This window comes from Novosphingobium sp. KN65.2 (genome assembly GCF_001368935.1).
In the GTDB taxonomy this organism is placed as follows: Bacteria; Pseudomonadota; Alphaproteobacteria; order Sphingomonadales; family Sphingomonadaceae; genus Novosphingobium; species Novosphingobium mathurense.
On record NZ_CCBH010000213.1, the window covers coordinates 1 to 14,755 of the forward strand.

The 14,755-nt window shown below is 65.4% G+C and carries 16 protein-coding genes; 3 read left to right on the top strand and 13 right to left on the bottom strand.

Annotation, left to right across the window (positions count from 1 at the left end; genetic code table 11):
- Window positions 1-264: 264 nt before the first annotated feature.
- Complete coding sequence (locus SPHV1_RS22845) at window positions 265-537, top strand: PilZ domain-containing protein (RefSeq protein ID WP_054948318.1); 273 nt, start codon at window positions 265-267, stop codon at window positions 535-537.
- Between the two features lie 19 nt (window positions 538-556).
- Here the strand turns inward: SPHV1_RS22845 and SPHV1_RS22850 are convergent, their stop codons facing one another.
- Genes SPHV1_RS22850 through ccoN form a run of 10 tightly spaced genes read right to left on the bottom strand, consistent with a single transcriptional unit; the run spans window position 557 to window position 9,888 of the window.
- Complete coding sequence (locus SPHV1_RS22850; RefSeq protein ID WP_054948319.1) at window positions 557-1,870, bottom strand: radical SAM protein; 1,314 nt, start codon at window positions 1,868-1,870, stop codon at window positions 557-559.
- A gap of 32 nt (window positions 1,871-1,902) precedes the next feature.
- The gene (locus tag SPHV1_RS22855; protein WP_054948304.1) at window positions 1,903-2,124 is read right to left on the bottom strand and encodes a hypothetical protein; all 222 of its coding nucleotides are present in this window, start codon (window positions 2,122-2,124) and stop codon (window positions 1,903-1,905) included.
- A complete protein-coding gene (gene ccoS / locus SPHV1_RS22860) occupies window positions 2,121-2,291 on the bottom strand; it encodes a cbb3-type cytochrome oxidase assembly protein CcoS (RefSeq protein ID WP_054948305.1) in 171 nt (56 codons plus the stop codon). Before ccoS ends, SPHV1_RS22855 begins: the two co-directional genes overlap by 4 nt.
- The gene (locus tag SPHV1_RS22865; protein WP_054948306.1) at window positions 2,288-4,435 is read right to left on the bottom strand and encodes a heavy metal translocating P-type ATPase; all 2,148 of its coding nucleotides are present in this window, start codon (window positions 4,433-4,435) and stop codon (window positions 2,288-2,290) included. Before SPHV1_RS22865 ends, ccoS begins: the two co-directional genes overlap by 4 nt.
- Window positions 4,432-4,890: a FixH family protein gene (locus SPHV1_RS22870; protein WP_054948307.1), complete on the bottom strand. Its 459-nt coding sequence runs from the start codon at window positions 4,888-4,890 to the stop codon at window positions 4,432-4,434. The genes SPHV1_RS22865 and SPHV1_RS22870 overlap by 4 nt, the downstream gene beginning before the upstream one ends.
- Window positions 4,887-6,344 carry a cytochrome c oxidase accessory protein CcoG gene (gene ccoG, locus SPHV1_RS22875; RefSeq protein WP_054948308.1) on the bottom strand — a complete coding sequence of 486 codons (1,458 nt, stop codon included), beginning with the start codon at window positions 6,342-6,344 and terminating at the stop codon, window positions 4,887-4,889. The genes SPHV1_RS22870 and ccoG overlap by 4 nt, the downstream gene beginning before the upstream one ends.
- 36 nt (window positions 6,345-6,380) lie before the next feature.
- Window positions 6,381-7,301, bottom strand: a complete 921-nt coding sequence (ccoP, locus tag SPHV1_RS22880) for a cytochrome-c oxidase, cbb3-type subunit III (RefSeq protein WP_054948309.1) — start codon at window positions 7,299-7,301, stop codon at window positions 6,381-6,383.
- Window positions 7,294-7,464, bottom strand: a complete 171-nt coding sequence (locus SPHV1_RS22885) for a cbb3-type cytochrome c oxidase subunit 3 (RefSeq protein WP_054948310.1) — start codon at window positions 7,462-7,464, stop codon at window positions 7,294-7,296. Before SPHV1_RS22885 ends, ccoP begins: the two co-directional genes overlap by 8 nt.
- On the bottom strand, window positions 7,461-8,210 hold the full coding sequence (ccoO, locus tag SPHV1_RS22890) for a cytochrome-c oxidase, cbb3-type subunit II (RefSeq protein WP_054948311.1): 750 nt from the start codon (window positions 8,208-8,210) through the stop codon (window positions 7,461-7,463). Before ccoO ends, SPHV1_RS22885 begins: the two co-directional genes overlap by 4 nt.
- Before the next feature lie 25 nt (window positions 8,211-8,235).
- The gene (ccoN, locus tag SPHV1_RS22895) at window positions 8,236-9,888 is read right to left on the bottom strand and encodes a cytochrome-c oxidase, cbb3-type subunit I (RefSeq protein ID WP_054948312.1); all 1,653 of its coding nucleotides are present in this window, start codon (window positions 9,886-9,888) and stop codon (window positions 8,236-8,238) included.
- A 235-nt stretch (window positions 9,889-10,123) separates the two neighbouring features.
- Here ccoN and SPHV1_RS22900 point away from each other — a divergent pair, with 235 nt between their 5' ends.
- Window positions 10,124-10,822 (top strand): OmpW family protein, encoded by a 699-nt coding sequence (locus SPHV1_RS22900; RefSeq protein ID WP_054948313.1) that lies wholly within the window; start codon window positions 10,124-10,126, stop codon window positions 10,820-10,822.
- 54 nt (window positions 10,823-10,876) lie between these two features.
- On the opposite strand, the gene SPHV1_RS22905 is transcribed toward SPHV1_RS22900, so the two are convergent.
- Window positions 10,877-11,308, bottom strand: a complete 432-nt coding sequence (locus tag SPHV1_RS22905) for a GtrA family protein (RefSeq protein ID WP_231634826.1) — start codon at window positions 11,306-11,308, stop codon at window positions 10,877-10,879.
- A 145-nt stretch (window positions 11,309-11,453) separates the two neighbouring features.
- On the opposite strand from SPHV1_RS22905, the gene SPHV1_RS22910 reads away from it, so the two are divergent.
- A complete protein-coding gene (locus SPHV1_RS22910) occupies window positions 11,454-12,761 on the top strand; it encodes a sulfotransferase (RefSeq protein ID WP_231634827.1) in 1,308 nt (435 codons plus the stop codon).
- Window positions 12,762-12,768: 7 nt separating this feature from the next.
- Here SPHV1_RS22910 and SPHV1_RS22915 read toward each other — a convergent pair whose 3' ends face one another.
- Together SPHV1_RS22915 and SPHV1_RS22920 are read right to left on the bottom strand one after the other, a co-directional pair.
- On the bottom strand, window positions 12,769-13,470 hold the full coding sequence (locus SPHV1_RS22915) for a Crp/Fnr family transcriptional regulator (RefSeq protein WP_054948316.1): 702 nt from the start codon (window positions 13,468-13,470) through the stop codon (window positions 12,769-12,771).
- A 136-nt stretch (window positions 13,471-13,606) separates the two neighbouring features.
- Complete coding sequence (locus SPHV1_RS22920) at window positions 13,607-14,350, bottom strand: spermidine synthase (RefSeq protein WP_231634828.1); 744 nt, start codon at window positions 14,348-14,350, stop codon at window positions 13,607-13,609.
- Between the last annotated feature and the right edge of the window lie 405 nt (window positions 14,351-14,755).

Sequence of the window (14,755 nt, forward strand, 5' to 3'; positions counted from 1 at the left end):
CCTTCCCGGGTAAAAAAAAAAGAGGGGCCCCCCGGGGGGGGGGGGGGCCCCCCCGAAGTTGGGGAGAAGCGGTTCGCACCTTTCCCGAAGGGAAGCGGTGCGAGACCGGCACGTCCTTACTGTCGCAGGTCGAGCCGCCCGACATTGACCAAGGTCAATATTGAAATCGCCGTTCAAAAAAGCGCACCGAAGGTGGCCGAGCGGCATTCGCACGGCATCTCTCAGGTACAATCCCTTAACCATCCCCGGCTTATGACGCGGAGCATGGACACCAGCCGCTTCAAGCCGACACCAATTCTGCGTGAACGCCGCCGCAACCAGTGCACGCGGTTCACGCTTTACGATGCCAGTGGCCAGACCATCGACGTGATCGTGCGCGACATTTCCTCGCGCGGTCTCAGCGCGGCTGCCGCAGGTGCACCGCCGGCGCCCAATTCCGTCGTGCGCGCCCAACTCGAGGACGGCCGCGAACTCTGGGGCCTTGTCCGCTGGACCGACGGGAACCTGTTCGGCGTGGAATTCGACACCCGCGTCTGACGCACAGCGCCGCCGCCCGCTAGACCGCCGAACTGAACCGCCGCAGCGAATCCTTGCGGTAGGGGTCGAAGCGCGCTGCGATGGACCGCGCATAGGGCAGGCCGCCCGACCGGATCACCAGGTCGTCGCCATCGGATTCGCACAGCCCCGCCGCGAGGTAGGGCTCCAGCAGCGGGAACGCCTCGCGCCGCAAGTCGGGATCGACATGGGCACGGCCCTGGCACAGCAGGCCCTCGATCACGGCGCCGCGACGGCGATCGTCGGCACCGCGCACGATCCCGCGATTGGCGGTCAGGCGATCCTGCGAAAGCATCATGCGATAGCGGCCGGTGTTCTTCTCGTTCTGGACGAGAAGTTCCGGGAAGCTGCTGATCGACGAGGCACCCAGCCCGATCAGGACCGGCGCCCGATCCTCGGTGAAGCCCTGGAAATTGCGCCGCAACTTCCCGGTCAGGGCAGCACGGGCGAGCGTGTCGCCGGGCAAGGCGAAGTGATCGAATCCGATCGGCACATAGCCTTCACTCAGGAGATACTCGTAGCCGAACGCCGCCATGCGAAAACGCGTCTCGGCATCGGGCAGCGCGCTGTCGTCGATCTTGCGCTGGCGCGCGATCAGGTGCGGGACATGGGCGTATCCGAACAGGGCAATGCGGTCCGCGCCGAGCGTGACGCTCCGCCGCAGCGAATCCTCAAGGTCGGCCATGGTCTGGCCGGGCAGACCGTACATGAGGTCGTAATTGAGCGATCCTACCCCCGCGGCGCGCAGCATCGCCGTGGTGCCCTCGATCATCTGCACCGGCTGCACGCGGCCGATGGCCTCCTGCAACGCGGGCGCAAAGGTCTGGACGCCAAGGCTGGCGCGCTCGATCTGCACCGCCCCGATCACCGCCGCCCAGTCCGGGCCCATCGTGCGCGGGTCGAGTTCGATCGAGATGACCGGGCGCGAAGCGGCGAACTGCAGGGTCAACGCATCGACCAGCCGGACGAAATCGATCGGCGGGATGCCGTTGGGGCTGCCCCCGCCAAAGGCGATGCGCGTTACCTTCGCGGCATTGGGCAGGTGTTCGGAGACGAGCGTGATCTCGCGGTGGAGCGCATCGAGGTAGCTCGACACCCGGTCGCGCCGGTTGGCGACGCTGGTGTTGCAGCCGCAGTACCAGCAGATCTTCTCGCAAAACGGAATGTGCACGTAGAGCGAGACTTCGCCGGTCTCACCCTCCAGCACGCGCAGGAGATCGGCCGCGCCGACGCGGTCATCGAACTCGGCCGCCGTCGGGAAGCTGGTGTAGCGCGGTACGGGAATCGCGAGCAGGTCTGGCAGATATGTCCACATGCCCGGGACATTCGCCGCAATGGCGCCCTTCGTCATTGCGTTCGATCAAGCCGCTTGCGCGAAGATCCGCTGTGGCACCCTTTCGCGCAGCAAGGTCCCTGCACCGGTCCCGGAGGACCATCGGGCGCCACCGGAATCGAGACCGCGCCGCCGCTGCACAACGGGGCAACGAACGCACGCGCCTCGGCCTCGAGCGGGCCGATCATGGCCGGCAACAGCGCCAGCGCGGCAAACAGGGCAAGCTGGCGCTTCACGAATTGCGGTCCCCATCTGGATCGTCGCCGTCCTCATCTATCAGGATGCGATTGGCCGCACCGTCGAGATCCTCGAACTGCCCGCTCTTCATCGCCCAGAAAAAGGCGCCGAGGCCGACGAGGCCCATGAGCAGGGCCAGCGGGATCAGAAAGCCGAGAATGGTCACGCCGCCGGCCTCCCCGCAGCTCGTGCCAGCCGCAGCGAATTGCCGACGACGATCAGCGAACTGGCCGACATCGCGATCGCGGCGAGGAGCGGCGTCACGAAGCCGAAGATCGCCAGCGGCACCGCAAAGAGATTGTAGATGGCCGCCAGCGCAAAGTTCTGGCGCACCACCCGCATCGTCGCACGCGCCACGCGGATCGCCAGCGATACCGGCATGAGCCTGTCGCCGACGAAGACGGCATCGGCAGCCTGTTGGCTGACGTCGCTCGCCCCGCCCGGAGCGATGGAGACATGGGCACCGGCAAGCGCCGGGCCATCGTTGAGGCCGTCGCCGATCATCAGAACCTTGTGGCCCTGCCCCGCCTTGCGCTCCAGCAGCGCCAGCTTGTCGGCCGGGCGCATCGCGGCGGTGGCGAAAAGCCCGAGCTCGCGCGCGACCTGCGCCACTGCCGCCTGACGGTCGCCCGAGGCGATGGCCGAAACGATGCCCTGTTCACCGAGCTGTTCCAGCGTCTCGCGCACGTCGGGGCGGAGCGGATCGGCAAAGGCGATGCGCTTGCGCACATCCCCGACGAGCAGGTCGACGGCGAGCCCGCCCGCTTCCACTTCCGGACGCAGCAGCGCCACCGGTTCGCCCGCGCAGTGCCCGTTCATGCCATGCCCCGCCGTCTCGCTGACGTCATCGAGCGTGGCCGGTTCGACGCCGGCACCGCGCAGCGCGCTTGCCAGGCCGCGGCTGAGCGGATGGCGGCTCGCCTGCGCGAGCGCGAGCGCGAGACCGCGCTGCCGGGCATCGAGCTCGGTGAGGTCGACGGGGCGCGGCTCGCCAAGGGTCAGCGTGCCGGTCTTGTCGAACAGCGCTTCATCCACTTCGGCGAGACGTTCGAGCGCGGACCCGTCCTTGATCAGCAGCCCGCGCTTCATCAGCGTACTTGCCGCCACGACCTGGGCCGCCGGCACCGCGAGGCCCAGTGCACATGGGCATGTGATGATCAGCACCGCCACCGCGATCAACAGCGACTGGTAGACGCCCGCCCCCGCGAGCATCCAGCCGCAGAAGCTCAGGAACGCGAGGCTGTGCACCGCTGGAGCGTAGTAGCGCGCCGCCTTGTCGGCGATGCGCACATAGCGCGAACGCGACTGACCGGCCTCGTCCATGAGGCGGGCGATATCGGCAATCGCGGTATCCTGCGCCGCCGCGGTTACCCGGACACGGACCGGATTGCCGAGGTTGATCATCCCGGCATGGATCGTCTCGCCGACGCCCACCGGACGCGGATCGCTCTCGCCGGTGAGCATCGAGGAATCGACCGTGGTGCGCCCTTCCAAGATCTCGCCATCGGCGGCCAGCGCCTCTCCGGCGGCAACCAGCATGACCATGCCGGGGGCCAGACGGTCCGCCTCGACATAGCGGGTGGAACCGTCCGTTTCGAGCACGTGCGCCCCGCGCCCCATGCGACCGAGCAGCGCGGCAATTCCCGAACGCGCGCGGCTGCGCATCATCGCATCGAGCACACGGCCTGCGAGCAGGAAGAACAGCAGCATGACCGCGCCGTCGAAATAGGCGTGAATGCCGCCGGTCAGGGTCTCGTACAGGCTCATCCCCGTTGCCAGCAGGACCCCGATCGAAATCGGCACGTCCATGTTGGTGCGGCGATAGCGCAAGGCCATCAGCGCCGAGGCAAAGAAGGGCCGACCGGCATAGGCGATGACGGGAATGGCGATCAGCGCCGAGAGCAGGTGGAACAGCTCGCGCGTCTCGCCTCCGGCCCCGGCCCAGACGCTGACCGACAGCAGCATGATGTTCATCATGCCGAAGCCGGCCACCGCCAGGGCCCGCAGCAGGCGCCGGGTTTCAGCGTCATCGCGGCCCAGCGGATTCTCGGCGGCGCGTTCGGCCTCGAAACCCAGCTTGCGCAGTTCCTCGAGGATATCGTCGCCGGTCAACGCGGGATCGTGGCTGACCGCGACGCGCTTGGCGGAGAAGTTGACGCGTGCGGCGGCAACGCCGGGCACGGCGGCAAGGCCGCGCTCGACCTTGCCGATGCAACCCGCGCAGCGCATGCCGGGCACGGTGAAACGGCTGTCGATGCAGGGCTGTGCAGCAGCGCCTTGCGCGGTGAGGTCGGGAACCGGCGCGTTCATCGGATCGCCTGCTCGGTGCGCCAGGTTTGCCCCCCTGCCTCGACCGCGAAGCGCAGGGTCCAGCGATCGTCGGGCAGCACTTCGCGACTGACCCACTCGCCACCGCCATCGCGCTCGAAATGCAGCGTCATGTCCGGCTTGTGGCCGAGCGGGTGACGGGCCACGGCGGTCACCGTGGGATAGTCCGGCACATCGCCAAGAACGGCAAGCACCCGGCCGTCGGCACGGCGATCGGCATGCAGCGTCCAGCCCAGTGCCTTTTCCGCTTTCGCTTCATCGAGCCAACGGTTGAAATGCTGGCTGGCGACGTAGGAATTCTCGACGACGATGCCTCCGAATGTCGAGCTGGCAAGCCCGGCCATCGTGAAATTGACGGCCACGACAACGCCAAAGCCTGCGACGAGGATCGCGGTCATGTGCTTGCCGGTAAAGGGGCGGACAGTGCGGCTCATCATTGCTCTCCCGGGGCATCGAACTGGGCCTCGGCGCGATCCTGTTCGCGCGCTTCGCCAAGGGCCTGCAAGTGGAAAGTGAACTCCTGCGAGGGGGTGCCGGCAGGCACCACCAGATAGGCGCGCAGGCTTTGCGTCTCGTCTGCGGGTACGGTGCGCGTCAACTTGGTGCCGGCCCCGTCCATGCCGACGTCGTCGCTCCAGATCTTCGCACCGGGCAGGCCCTCGATGGAAATCTCCATCTTGCGCGGGCGGCCCTGCATGTTGCGCAGGCGCAGGGTGTAGGCATTGCGGACCGAACCGTCGCTCAACAGGATGTAGGGCGGGTTGCGGTCCTTGGCGACGGTCAGGTCGGTGTGCACGCGGGTGCCCAGCAGGAACAGCAGCGAGAGGCCGATCCCCGCCCAGACCGCGAAATAGAGGATCGTGCGTGGACGCCAAATCAGCTTGAGGTGGCGCGTGGGCGGCTGCCCCGCCTTCTCGCGCTCGGCATCCTCCAGCGTGGCATAGTCGATCAGGCCGCGCGGGCGGCCCGTCTCGCCCATCACCCGGTCGCAGGCATCGATGCACAGGGCACAGGTGATGCAGCCGATCTGCGGCCCTTCGCGGATGTCGATGCCGGTCGGGCAGACCGCGACGCACTGGTTGCAGTCGATGCAGTCGCCGAACTTGCCGGGATTCTTCCCGGCCTTCTTGACGCTGCCGCGCGGTTCACCGCGCCAGTCCTTGTAGGTGACGATCAGGGATTTCTCGTCGAGCATGGCAGTCTGGATACGCGGCCAGGGGCACATGTAGACGCAGACCTGCTCGCGCATGAAGCCGCCGAGCACGAACGTGGTCGCCGTCAGCACCGCCACCGTGGCGTAGGCAACCGGGTCGGCGGTGCCGGTCCAGAACGCCTGCTGCAGCGTAGGGGCATCGGCGAAATAGAAGATCCAGGCGCCGCCGGTGGCAAAACTGATCGCGAGATAGACCGTCCACTTGGCGAGGCGACGGGCGATCTTGGCCGGTCCCCAAGGGGCCTTGTAGAGCCGGAAGCGGGCATTGCGGTCGCCGTCGAAGAAGCGGTCGACATGCTGGAACAGGTCGGTCCAGACCGTCTGCGGGCAGGCATAGCCGCACCACGCGCGGCCCACCGCACTGGTCACGAGGAACAGGCCGATGCCGGCCATGATCAGCAGGCCCGCCACGAAGTAGAACTCGTGCGGCCAGATCTCGATGCCGAACATGTAGAAGCGGCGATGGGCCAGATCGACCAGCACCGCCTGATCGGGCGCATAGGGGCCGCGGTCCCAGCGCAGCCACGGCGTGCCCCAGTAAATCGCGAGGCAGATCACCATGATCGCCCACTTGAGGCGACGGAACTTGCCGTCGATGCGCCGGTTGAAGACCGGCTCCCGCTTCGCATAGAGCGAAACGGGGCGGTCCTGCGTCTTGATCGGGTCGGGCTTGTTCATCGTTCCAGTCCGCTTGGGGGCAGAGCGGCAGGCGGCTTATTCAGCCTCTGTCGGTTGCGTGTCGGGAGGGGCCGGGGTCTCGGCGAAGTCTTCGCCGCCACCCAGCGAGTGGACGTAGGCGGCCAGCATCTTGATCGTCACCGGATCGAGGCGATTGCCCCAGGCCGGCATCACGCCGTGGTGCGGGCGGGTGACCTGCGCGACGATGTCCTCGCGCCGGCCACCGTCGAGCCAGATCGCATCCGACAGGTTCGGCGCGCCGAACTGGCGGCTGCCCTTGCCCGCGGCGCCGTGGCACACCGCGCAATTGTCGGCGAAGATCTGCGCGCCCTGCTGCGAGGATGCACTGGCCCTGGCCTTGCCCGAGAGCGTCAGGACATAGTCGGCAATCTGGCCGACCTGTTCCGGCGTCAGCAGGCCGTCCGCGCCGAAGTTGGGCATCATCGACTGCCGGGTCTGATCGTCGCCGGGCTGGCGAACGCCGTGGATCAGCGTGGTCTCGATGGTCTTGAGGTCGCCGCCCCACAGCCAGTCGTCGTCGTTGAGGTTGGGATAACCCTTGGAACCGGCCGCGCCCGCGCCGTGGCACTGGACGCAGTTGACCTTGAAGGCCGCCGATCCGCCGGCGATCGCCGCGCGCATCAGTTCGGGATGGTCGGGCAACTGCTCGATCGGCATGTCCGCCAGCGCGGCCACCGTCCTGGCCCGCGCCGCCTGCTGCGCATCCAGTTCGTTCTGGAGCTGACCGCGGCTCGACCAGCCCAGCACGCCCTCGGTCGCGCCCGAGATCATCGGCCAGGCCGGATAGGCCACGCAGTATCCGATCGCGAAGACGATGGTCGCGTAGAAGGTCCAGAGCCACCAGCGCGGCAGCGGGGTGTTGAGTTCCTCGATCCCGTCCCACTCGTGGCCGACGGTTTCGGTGTTGGTCGCTTCGTCGAGACGCTTCTCAGCCATCGTTCTCGTCCTTGAAGATCATGTTGGCGGCATGGTCGTTCTTCACGCGCTGGCCGGGCCGGAAAGGCCAGGCGACCAGCACCAGGAAGACCAGCAGCATCGCCAGCAGGCCCCAGCTGTCGGCGATGTGCCGCAGCATGTCGTATGTGGAGTGCGTGCTCATCGGCCGCGCTCCGAAGCCAGTTCCTCCTGCGCCGCAGCGCCGTCGACATCGACCAGCGTTCCGAGCATCTGGAGGTAGGCGACCAGCGCGTCCATTTCGGTCAGGCGCGAAGGGTTGCCGTCGAAGTCGCGGACCTGTGCCTTGGGGTAACGCTCCTCAAGGTCGCCCGCGTCCGCTTCCGGATCGGCCTGGGCCATGAGGTCGGCCAGCGCCATCTTCACGTCCCGGTCGGTATAGGGCACGCCCACCCGCCGCAACGCCGTGAGGTTTGCGGAGATGTCCGGCACGTCGAGGTCGTTGTCCGCCAGGAAGCCGTATTGCGGCATCACCGATTCCGGCACCACCGACTGCGGGTTCTTCAGGTGCTGGACATGCCAGTCGTCCGAGTATCGCTTGCCGACGCGGGCAAGGTCCGGCCCGGTGCGCTTGGAGCCCCACTGGAACGGGTGGTCGTACATCGATTCCGCGGCAAGGCTGTAGTGCCCGTAGCGCTCCACCTCGTCGCGGAAGGGACGGATCATCTGGCTGTGGCAGACGTAGCAACCCTCGCGCACGTAGATGTCGCGCCCGGCCTGCTCGAGCGGGGTGTAGGGGCGCATGCCCTCCACCTTCTCGATCGTGTTGTCGATCCAGAACAGCGGGGCGATCTCGACCACGCCGCCGATCACGACGGCGCCCAGCGCGGCGATGCCCAGAAGCGTGACGTTCTTTTCGAGCGTCTTGTGGCGTTCGGTCATGGAAGTCATTGTCGTTGTTCCCTGTTCGTCACGCTTATTCGGCAGGAGCCAGGATCGGACGGTCGGCGACCGGGTCGTAGGCGGCATCGCGCATCGGCGCTTCCCGGCGCAGCTTGCCCAGGATGGTCGCCCAGACGTTGACCACCATGACCACCGCGCCGGCGAGGTAGAGCAGGCCGCCGAAGGCGCGCATGATGAACATCGGATGCAGGGCGGCGACGGTGTCGGCGAACGAGTTCACGAGGTAGCCGTCGGGCCCGTATTCACGCCACATCAGGCCCTGGGTGATCCCCGCCACCCACATGCTGGCGGCGTAGAAGACGATGCCGATGGTCGCGAGCCAGAAGTGCCAGTTCACCATGCGCAGGCTGTAGAGCCGCTCGCGTCCCCACAGGCGCGGCACCAGATAATAGACGCAGGCGAACGTGATCATGCCGTTCCAGCCCAGCGCGCCCGAGTGAACGTGGCCGATGGTCCAGTCGGTGTAGTGCGAGAGCGAATTGACGCTCTTCACGCTCATCATCGGACCTTCGAACGTGCTCATGCCGTAGAAGGCGAGCGCCATGACCATCATGCGGATGATCGGGTCGGTGCGCACCTTGTCCCAGGCACCGTTGAGCGTCATCAGGCCGTTGATCATGCCGCCCCAGCTCGGCATCCACAGCATGACCGAGAAGACCATGCCCAGCGTCTGCGCCCAGTCGGGCAGCGCGGTATAGTGCAGGTGGTGCGGCCCCGCCCAGATGTAGAGAAAGATCAGCGACCAGAAATGGATGATCGAGAGCCGATACGAATAGACCGGGCGCTCGGCCTGCTTGGGCACGAAGTAGTACATCATCGCCAGGAAGCCGGCGGTCAGGAAGAAGCCGACCGCGTTGTGCCCGTACCACCACTGCACCAGCGCGCCCTGCACGCCGGCGAAGAGCGGGTAGCTCTTCGACCCGAGCAGGCTGACCGGCATGTCGAGGTTGTTGACGACATGCAGCATGGCCACGGTGATGATGAAGGCGAGGTAGAACCAGTTGGCAACGTAGATGTGCGGTTCGCTGCGCTTGATGATCGTGCCGACGAAGACCGCGAGATAGGCGACCCAGACGATCGTCAACCACCAGTCGACGTACCATTCCGGTTCGGCGTATTCCTTGCTCTCGGTAATGCCGAGCAGGTACCCGGTCGCGGCCAGCACGATGAACAGCTGGTAGCCCCAGAACACGAAGCGGGCGAGGCCGGGAAAGGCAAGCCGCGCCCGGCAGGTGCGCTGCACGACGTAGAAGCTCGTCGCGATCAGGGCATTGCCGCCGAACGCGAAGATCACCGCCGAGGTATGCAGCGGCCGCAGGCGCCCGAAATTGAGGAAAGGCTCGAAGTTGAGGACCGGCCAGGTGAGCTGCAGGGCGATGAACAGCCCCGCGGCGAAGCCCGCCATGCCCCAGAACACCGTGGCGATGACGCCCCAGCGGATCGGGTCGTCGTCGTACCGGCCCTCATCCACCGGCATCCGGAAGATACCGCGTGAGACGGCGGCATAGTCCGTGTTGCGCAAGGTGAACCAGAGGCAGACGAAGGCCGCGAGCGCGACGATCGCCATGTGAATTGCAAACCCGCCGTCAGCCGCCAAAGCAGCTGCGATCACGGCAAGGAATAGCACGACAAGCCAAACGCCTGCCCGCGCAAGGACCGTTACCATATACCTTCTCTTTCGAGATTGTTGCTGAACCTGTCTGCCCCCTTGGAGGCTGGGAATCGATCCGGCATTGACCGGAATCAAAATCGGGTCCGCATGGCAAAAATAACGGAAATCCAAGGAAATTTGCGCGGAATCAAATCAAGCTGGCGCGAGATCGAGGAAAGGCTGTCCCTGCAGCCGCTGGCAATAGGGGGACCGCAAGGGGCGGTCCCGGCGGCGACGAAAGACAGGCAATATGCGCAAACTGACGATGATGGCCGCACTGGCCGCAGCCACCGCTTTCTCGGCTCCGGCCATGGCCGGCAGCCCTGACGGTCACTTCCAGGTCAAGGTCCTCGGCACCGCCGTCCTGCCGGATGGCAAGATCGACAGCGTGAAGTCCGTCGACACCACCACGACGCTGGGCGGCGCCGTCGCCGCGCTCGGCAATCCGCAGACCAGGGCGAACGACAACGTCGTGCCCACGCTCGCGCTGGAGTACTTCTTCAACAAGACCTTCTCGGTCGAGACGATCTGCTGCTTCACCCAGCACCACGTCAACGGCACCGGCGATCTGGCCGGTACGGAACTGGTCGACCATGTTCTGATCCTGCCCGCGACGCTGACCGCCAAGGCACACCTCGACACCGGTGGCCCGATCAAGCCTTACCTGGGCGCAGGTCCGGCGCTGTTCCTCGTCTTCGACGAGAAGCCGGGGGCAACTGCGGCGGCGCTGGGGATCGACAGGGTCAAGATGTCGAACAAGCTCGGCGTGGCCGCGCAGGCCGGCGTCGACATCGCACTGGGCGACCAGGGCTTCGGCCTTTCGCTCGATGCCAAGAAGTACTGGATGCGCCCGACCGCCTCTTTCTACGAAGGCGACACGCTGGCGCTCAAGACCCGGCACAAGCTCGATCCCTGGGTGCTGAGCGCGGGCGTATCCTACCGCTTCTGACCCGGTCTTCTCCCGACAACGCGAAGGGGAGCCGTTTGCAGCTCCCCTTTTTCGTCAGAGCTGCCGGAAGTTGAGCGTCGCGTTGAGAATGAAGACGATGGTCCCGGCGCACAGCGAAGCGATGACCCGGGCGATCAGGTACGGCACGCCCAGTCCATCTGCCAGGAAGGCGAACAGGGCCAGGATGATCCCCAGCCCGAGCAGGGAATTGCCAAGGAAATAGATGTAGCCGCTGGCGATGCCGCGCAGACTGCCGCGAAAGATCCACGCGCGGGCCAGCAGGTAATGCAGCGCATTGGCAAGGATGAAACCGACGCACACGGCCAGCAGCTTGTTCCAGCCCCATCGCTCAATCATCAATGAGATAAGCAGGAGGTCGAACAAGAACGAAGCCGTCGATGCGACAGCATTCTTTATGTACAGGATCGAGCCGCGACGATTGACCAGTCGTTCGCGCAGGCCGGGATGCGTGGACTTATCGTTCAAACGACCGGACTGTCGGCCTGACCCGTGTTGAAAGGAACCCATTTCCTTTCAACACTACGCCCTCTGCCTTGTTGCAAGCAACATGCCTGTCAGAAAGATTCCCGTCGCGGTGAACAATTCTTCCCGACATGCACTTATTGCGATCATGACCGGAGAATTCTCGCTACCGACCCGCTCACCGCTCGTGGGCGTCGCCAACCGCTTCCTGACCGGCCTCGATGCCTGCTCCATCATGCCGCAAGTCAAACTGGACGTGCAGGAGCTCTGTTCGATCGCGCGCGCGCAGACCGGGCTCGACGATTTCGGCGATCCCTGGTTCCTTGAACCTCTGGAAGTCCTCGTGGAAGCACTGAAGGCGGAAGCCGCACTCAACCCGATCGGGCACTTCGCGGCGACGGGGCAATTCCTCAAGGTCATGCGCGAGCGTCTCTGGGCGCAGCAATGGTTCAAGAGCGAGCGCGAAATCCTGTCCGAACCGCTCGTTCCGCCGGTGATCGTCGTCGGACCGATGCGATCGGGCACGACGCGGCTGCATCGCCTGCTTGCGGCCGACGAACGGTTCGAACACCTGCGCTTCTTCGAAACCGTCTGCCCCGTGCCCCGGCCCGGCTATCGCCCCGGGCGCAAGGACAGGCGCCCGCGGCAGGCGGGTCTCCTGCTCAAGACCGTGCACCATCTCAATCCGCGCACGGCCGTCATTCATCCCACCGGTCCCTACGAGCCGGAAGAGGAACTGGGACTGCTGGTCGCGTCCGCGTGGGGCATGAAGCACGAAGCGCAATGGCGCGTGCCCAGCTACGCGCGCTGGACCGAAGGCGAAGATGCAACGCCTGCCTACCAGCATGTCGCCCGGTTGCTGCGGCTGGTGCGCTGGGCGCGCGGCGGCCGTTCGCGCAAGCCGTGGGTGCTCAAGACTCCGCAGCACATGCTCGATCTTCCCGCGCTCATGCAGGTCTTCCCCAAGGCGCGGCTGATCTTCATCCATCGCGATCCCGGACGCGTCGTTGGCAGCAGTTGCTCGCTCGTGTGGAACCAAATGACCATTCACAGCGATGAAGCCGATCCCCACTGGATCGGCAAGCAGTGGCTCGAGAAGACCGGCCTGCAGATCGACCGGATGCAGGCCGCGCGCAGCCGCATCCACCCGAGCCAGCGGATCGACGTTCATTACCGCGAAATGGACTCAGACTGGGAAGCCGTCATGGAACGAATCTACCGCTTTCTCGGCATGGAGATCGCCCCGGCCCTGCCCCGCATGCGCCGCTATGTCCGCAAGGCGCGCAGCCAGCATCGCTGGCAGCGCCATCGCTATGACCTGTCGGCGTTCGGGCTGGAGAGCGACACGGTCCGCGACCGCTTCGAACACTACGTGAATGCTTTCGATCTCGCTCCCAAGCAGGAACGCAGGCATTACGAAAGCATGCCGGAAACACTGCGCGAGGCGCTAGCCTGACGCGGTGTCAGCCGGCTTCGGCGACGAGCGCGTCGTAATCGAGAATGGTCACGTCGCGGCGCGAAGGCAGGTCGATCACGCCTTCGTTCCTGAGCCGGGTGAACTGGCGGCTGACCGTCTCGATCGTAAGCCCCAGGACGTCTGCGATCTGCTGGCGCGAGAACGGCAGGGTAAGATGCCTCTGGTTGGGCTTGTCGAAATCGATGCGGCAGCCCGACCCGTTGAGACGCTCTGCCATCTCGATCAGGAAGCTGGCCATCTTTTCCGAAGCGGACTTGCGCCCCAGCAGCAGCATCCAGCGCCGTGTGCGATCGAGCTCGCCCAACGTTCGTTCGAGCAGCTTGTGCTCCAGTTCCGGATGCTCACGCGCGAATGCGTCGAAATCCCGTCGCGAGAACACGCAGACCTTCGCATCCGTCAAAGCGGTGACGCCATGTCCCGATGTCCCGCCGAAGGGCCTGCCGATGAAGTCCGACGGATAGACGACGCCAACGATCTGTTCCCGTCCGTCTTCAGTATTGGTCGAAAGCTTGAGCACGCCCTCGATGACATTGGCGACGAGGACCGAATCCTCGCCTTCCCAGATCAGCGATTCACCGGGCGTGATCGTGCGTGTACGACCGATCGCATTGAGAGCTACAAGCTCCTTCGCGTCGAGTGATGCGCAAATCGCCCGGTTACGAACGACGCAAAGGTCACAATTCGACATAAGCTTTACTACCAGCGCCGTTCCGTTGTCTCAAGTCACCGCATTTACCGTAATTCGCAGCGTACTCAAAGCCTCAAGCCCCCTTACCCGACCAATGTCGCAGGTCGGGCCGACCGCGACAGGCAGACTGGCGCCGTCATTCACGGCAAAGATCGAGAACCCGATCGCCAGCATCTGCGTCGCGGGCCACGGTCGCCAGTGCCTTTTCGCATTTGCGGGCAAACCAGATGACATGCTGGTGGCCTTTGCCATCGGGCTCGGACGTCACCATGACCACCGAGACCTCGAACCCGACATCCTCGAGCAGCGCGGTGAAAGCCGGATCGGGCCATGCCGACCAGATGGCGGCGATCCCTCCGGGGGTCAGCGCCTGCATGGTCCTTTCCAGGCCCGACTTCGAATAAAGCAGATCGTTCTGCCTGCGGGTCAGTCCTTCGGGCCCGTTGTCGACATCGAGCAGGATCGCATCGTAGCCCTCGCGCGCCGCGTCGATCAGCATGGCGAGGTCTTCCTTCACCAGCATCACGCGGTGGTCGTCGAGGCAGCCCGCTGTGATATGGCGCATGGGACCCAGCGCCCATTCGATGATCTCGGGCACGATCTCCGCCACGACGACGCTCGCATCGTCACCCAGGGCGCGCAGGGCGGCGCGCAGCGTATAGCCCATGCCATAACCACCCACCAGCATGTGCACCGCCTCGCGGTCGCCAAGCCGGGCGCAGGTCATCGTTGCCAGGGCTTCTTCCGAATGGCTCGCCTCGGTGCTCATCAGTTCATTGTCTTCAAGCAGGATGGTGAAGCCGTCGCCGTGCTGCACCAGCCTCAGTTCGACACCTTCGGGCACATGGGCCGTGCCGACCAGCACATCGTCTTCTGTCATGAACGCTCCTTGGGGAGGTTGCATCGAACACGGCTCGGGTCCGGTCGATCGCATGTCTGGGAGGAAATGGTGGGAGCACGAGGACTCAAAGGGCAGGCCCCAATCCGGCGACTGGCGGCATGCGCACTGATTTTCCGGAGAACTGGCCGAGAACCGCATGGGACGCGCTCCTGCTGTAAGCGGGAGCGCGGGAGGTCTCTCAGCCGGGACGTGCCTACGAAGTAATGGCCCCGATCCCGTTTCGATGAGCGCCTTTGCCCCGTCGCGCAAGAGACTTGTGTCCGGCAGGTAGAATGATTGTGGATGGCCGGCCTTTCGCGCGACATGCACGTCGAACGCACTGCCATTGGCGCTGCCGGAGGGATGCAGGATTTTGGCAAAGGCTTGGTTGCGGGGGTAGGATTT

Coding starts and splice junctions, on each gene's coding strand:
- SPHV1_RS22845 (WP_054948318.1), top strand. CDS start 265: ATGGACACCAGCCGCTTCAAGCCGACACCAATTCTGCGTGAACGCCGC.
- SPHV1_RS22850 (WP_054948319.1), bottom strand. CDS start 1,870: ATGTGGACATATCTGCCAGACCTGCTCGCGATTCCCGTACCGCGCTAC.
- SPHV1_RS22865 (WP_054948306.1), bottom strand. CDS start 4,435: ATGAACGCGCCGGTTCCCGACCTCACCGCGCAAGGCGCTGCTGCACAG.
- SPHV1_RS22870 (WP_054948307.1), bottom strand. CDS start 4,890: ATGATGAGCCGCACTGTCCGCCCCTTTACCGGCAAGCACATGACCGCG.
- ccoG (WP_054948308.1), bottom strand. CDS start 6,344: ATGAACAAGCCCGACCCGATCAAGACGCAGGACCGCCCCGTTTCGCTC.
- ccoP (WP_054948309.1), bottom strand. CDS start 7,301: ATGGCTGAGAAGCGTCTCGACGAAGCGACCAACACCGAAACCGTCGGC.
- SPHV1_RS22885 (WP_054948310.1), bottom strand. CDS start 7,464: ATGAGCACGCACTCCACATACGACATGCTGCGGCACATCGCCGACAGC.
- ccoO (WP_054948311.1), bottom strand. CDS start 8,210: ATGACTTCCATGACCGAACGCCACAAGACGCTCGAAAAGAACGTCACG.
- ccoN (WP_054948312.1), bottom strand. CDS start 9,888: ATGGTAACGGTCCTTGCGCGGGCAGGCGTTTGGCTTGTCGTGCTATTC.
- SPHV1_RS22900 (WP_054948313.1), top strand. CDS start 10,124: ATGCGCAAACTGACGATGATGGCCGCACTGGCCGCAGCCACCGCTTTC.
- SPHV1_RS22910 (WP_231634827.1), top strand. CDS start 11,454: ATGACCGGAGAATTCTCGCTACCGACCCGCTCACCGCTCGTGGGCGTC.
- SPHV1_RS22915 (WP_054948316.1), bottom strand. CDS start 13,470: ATGTCGAATTGTGACCTTTGCGTCGTTCGTAACCGGGCGATTTGCGCA.
- SPHV1_RS22920 (WP_231634828.1), bottom strand. CDS start 14,350: ATGACAGAAGACGATGTGCTGGTCGGCACGGCCCATGTGCCCGAAGGT.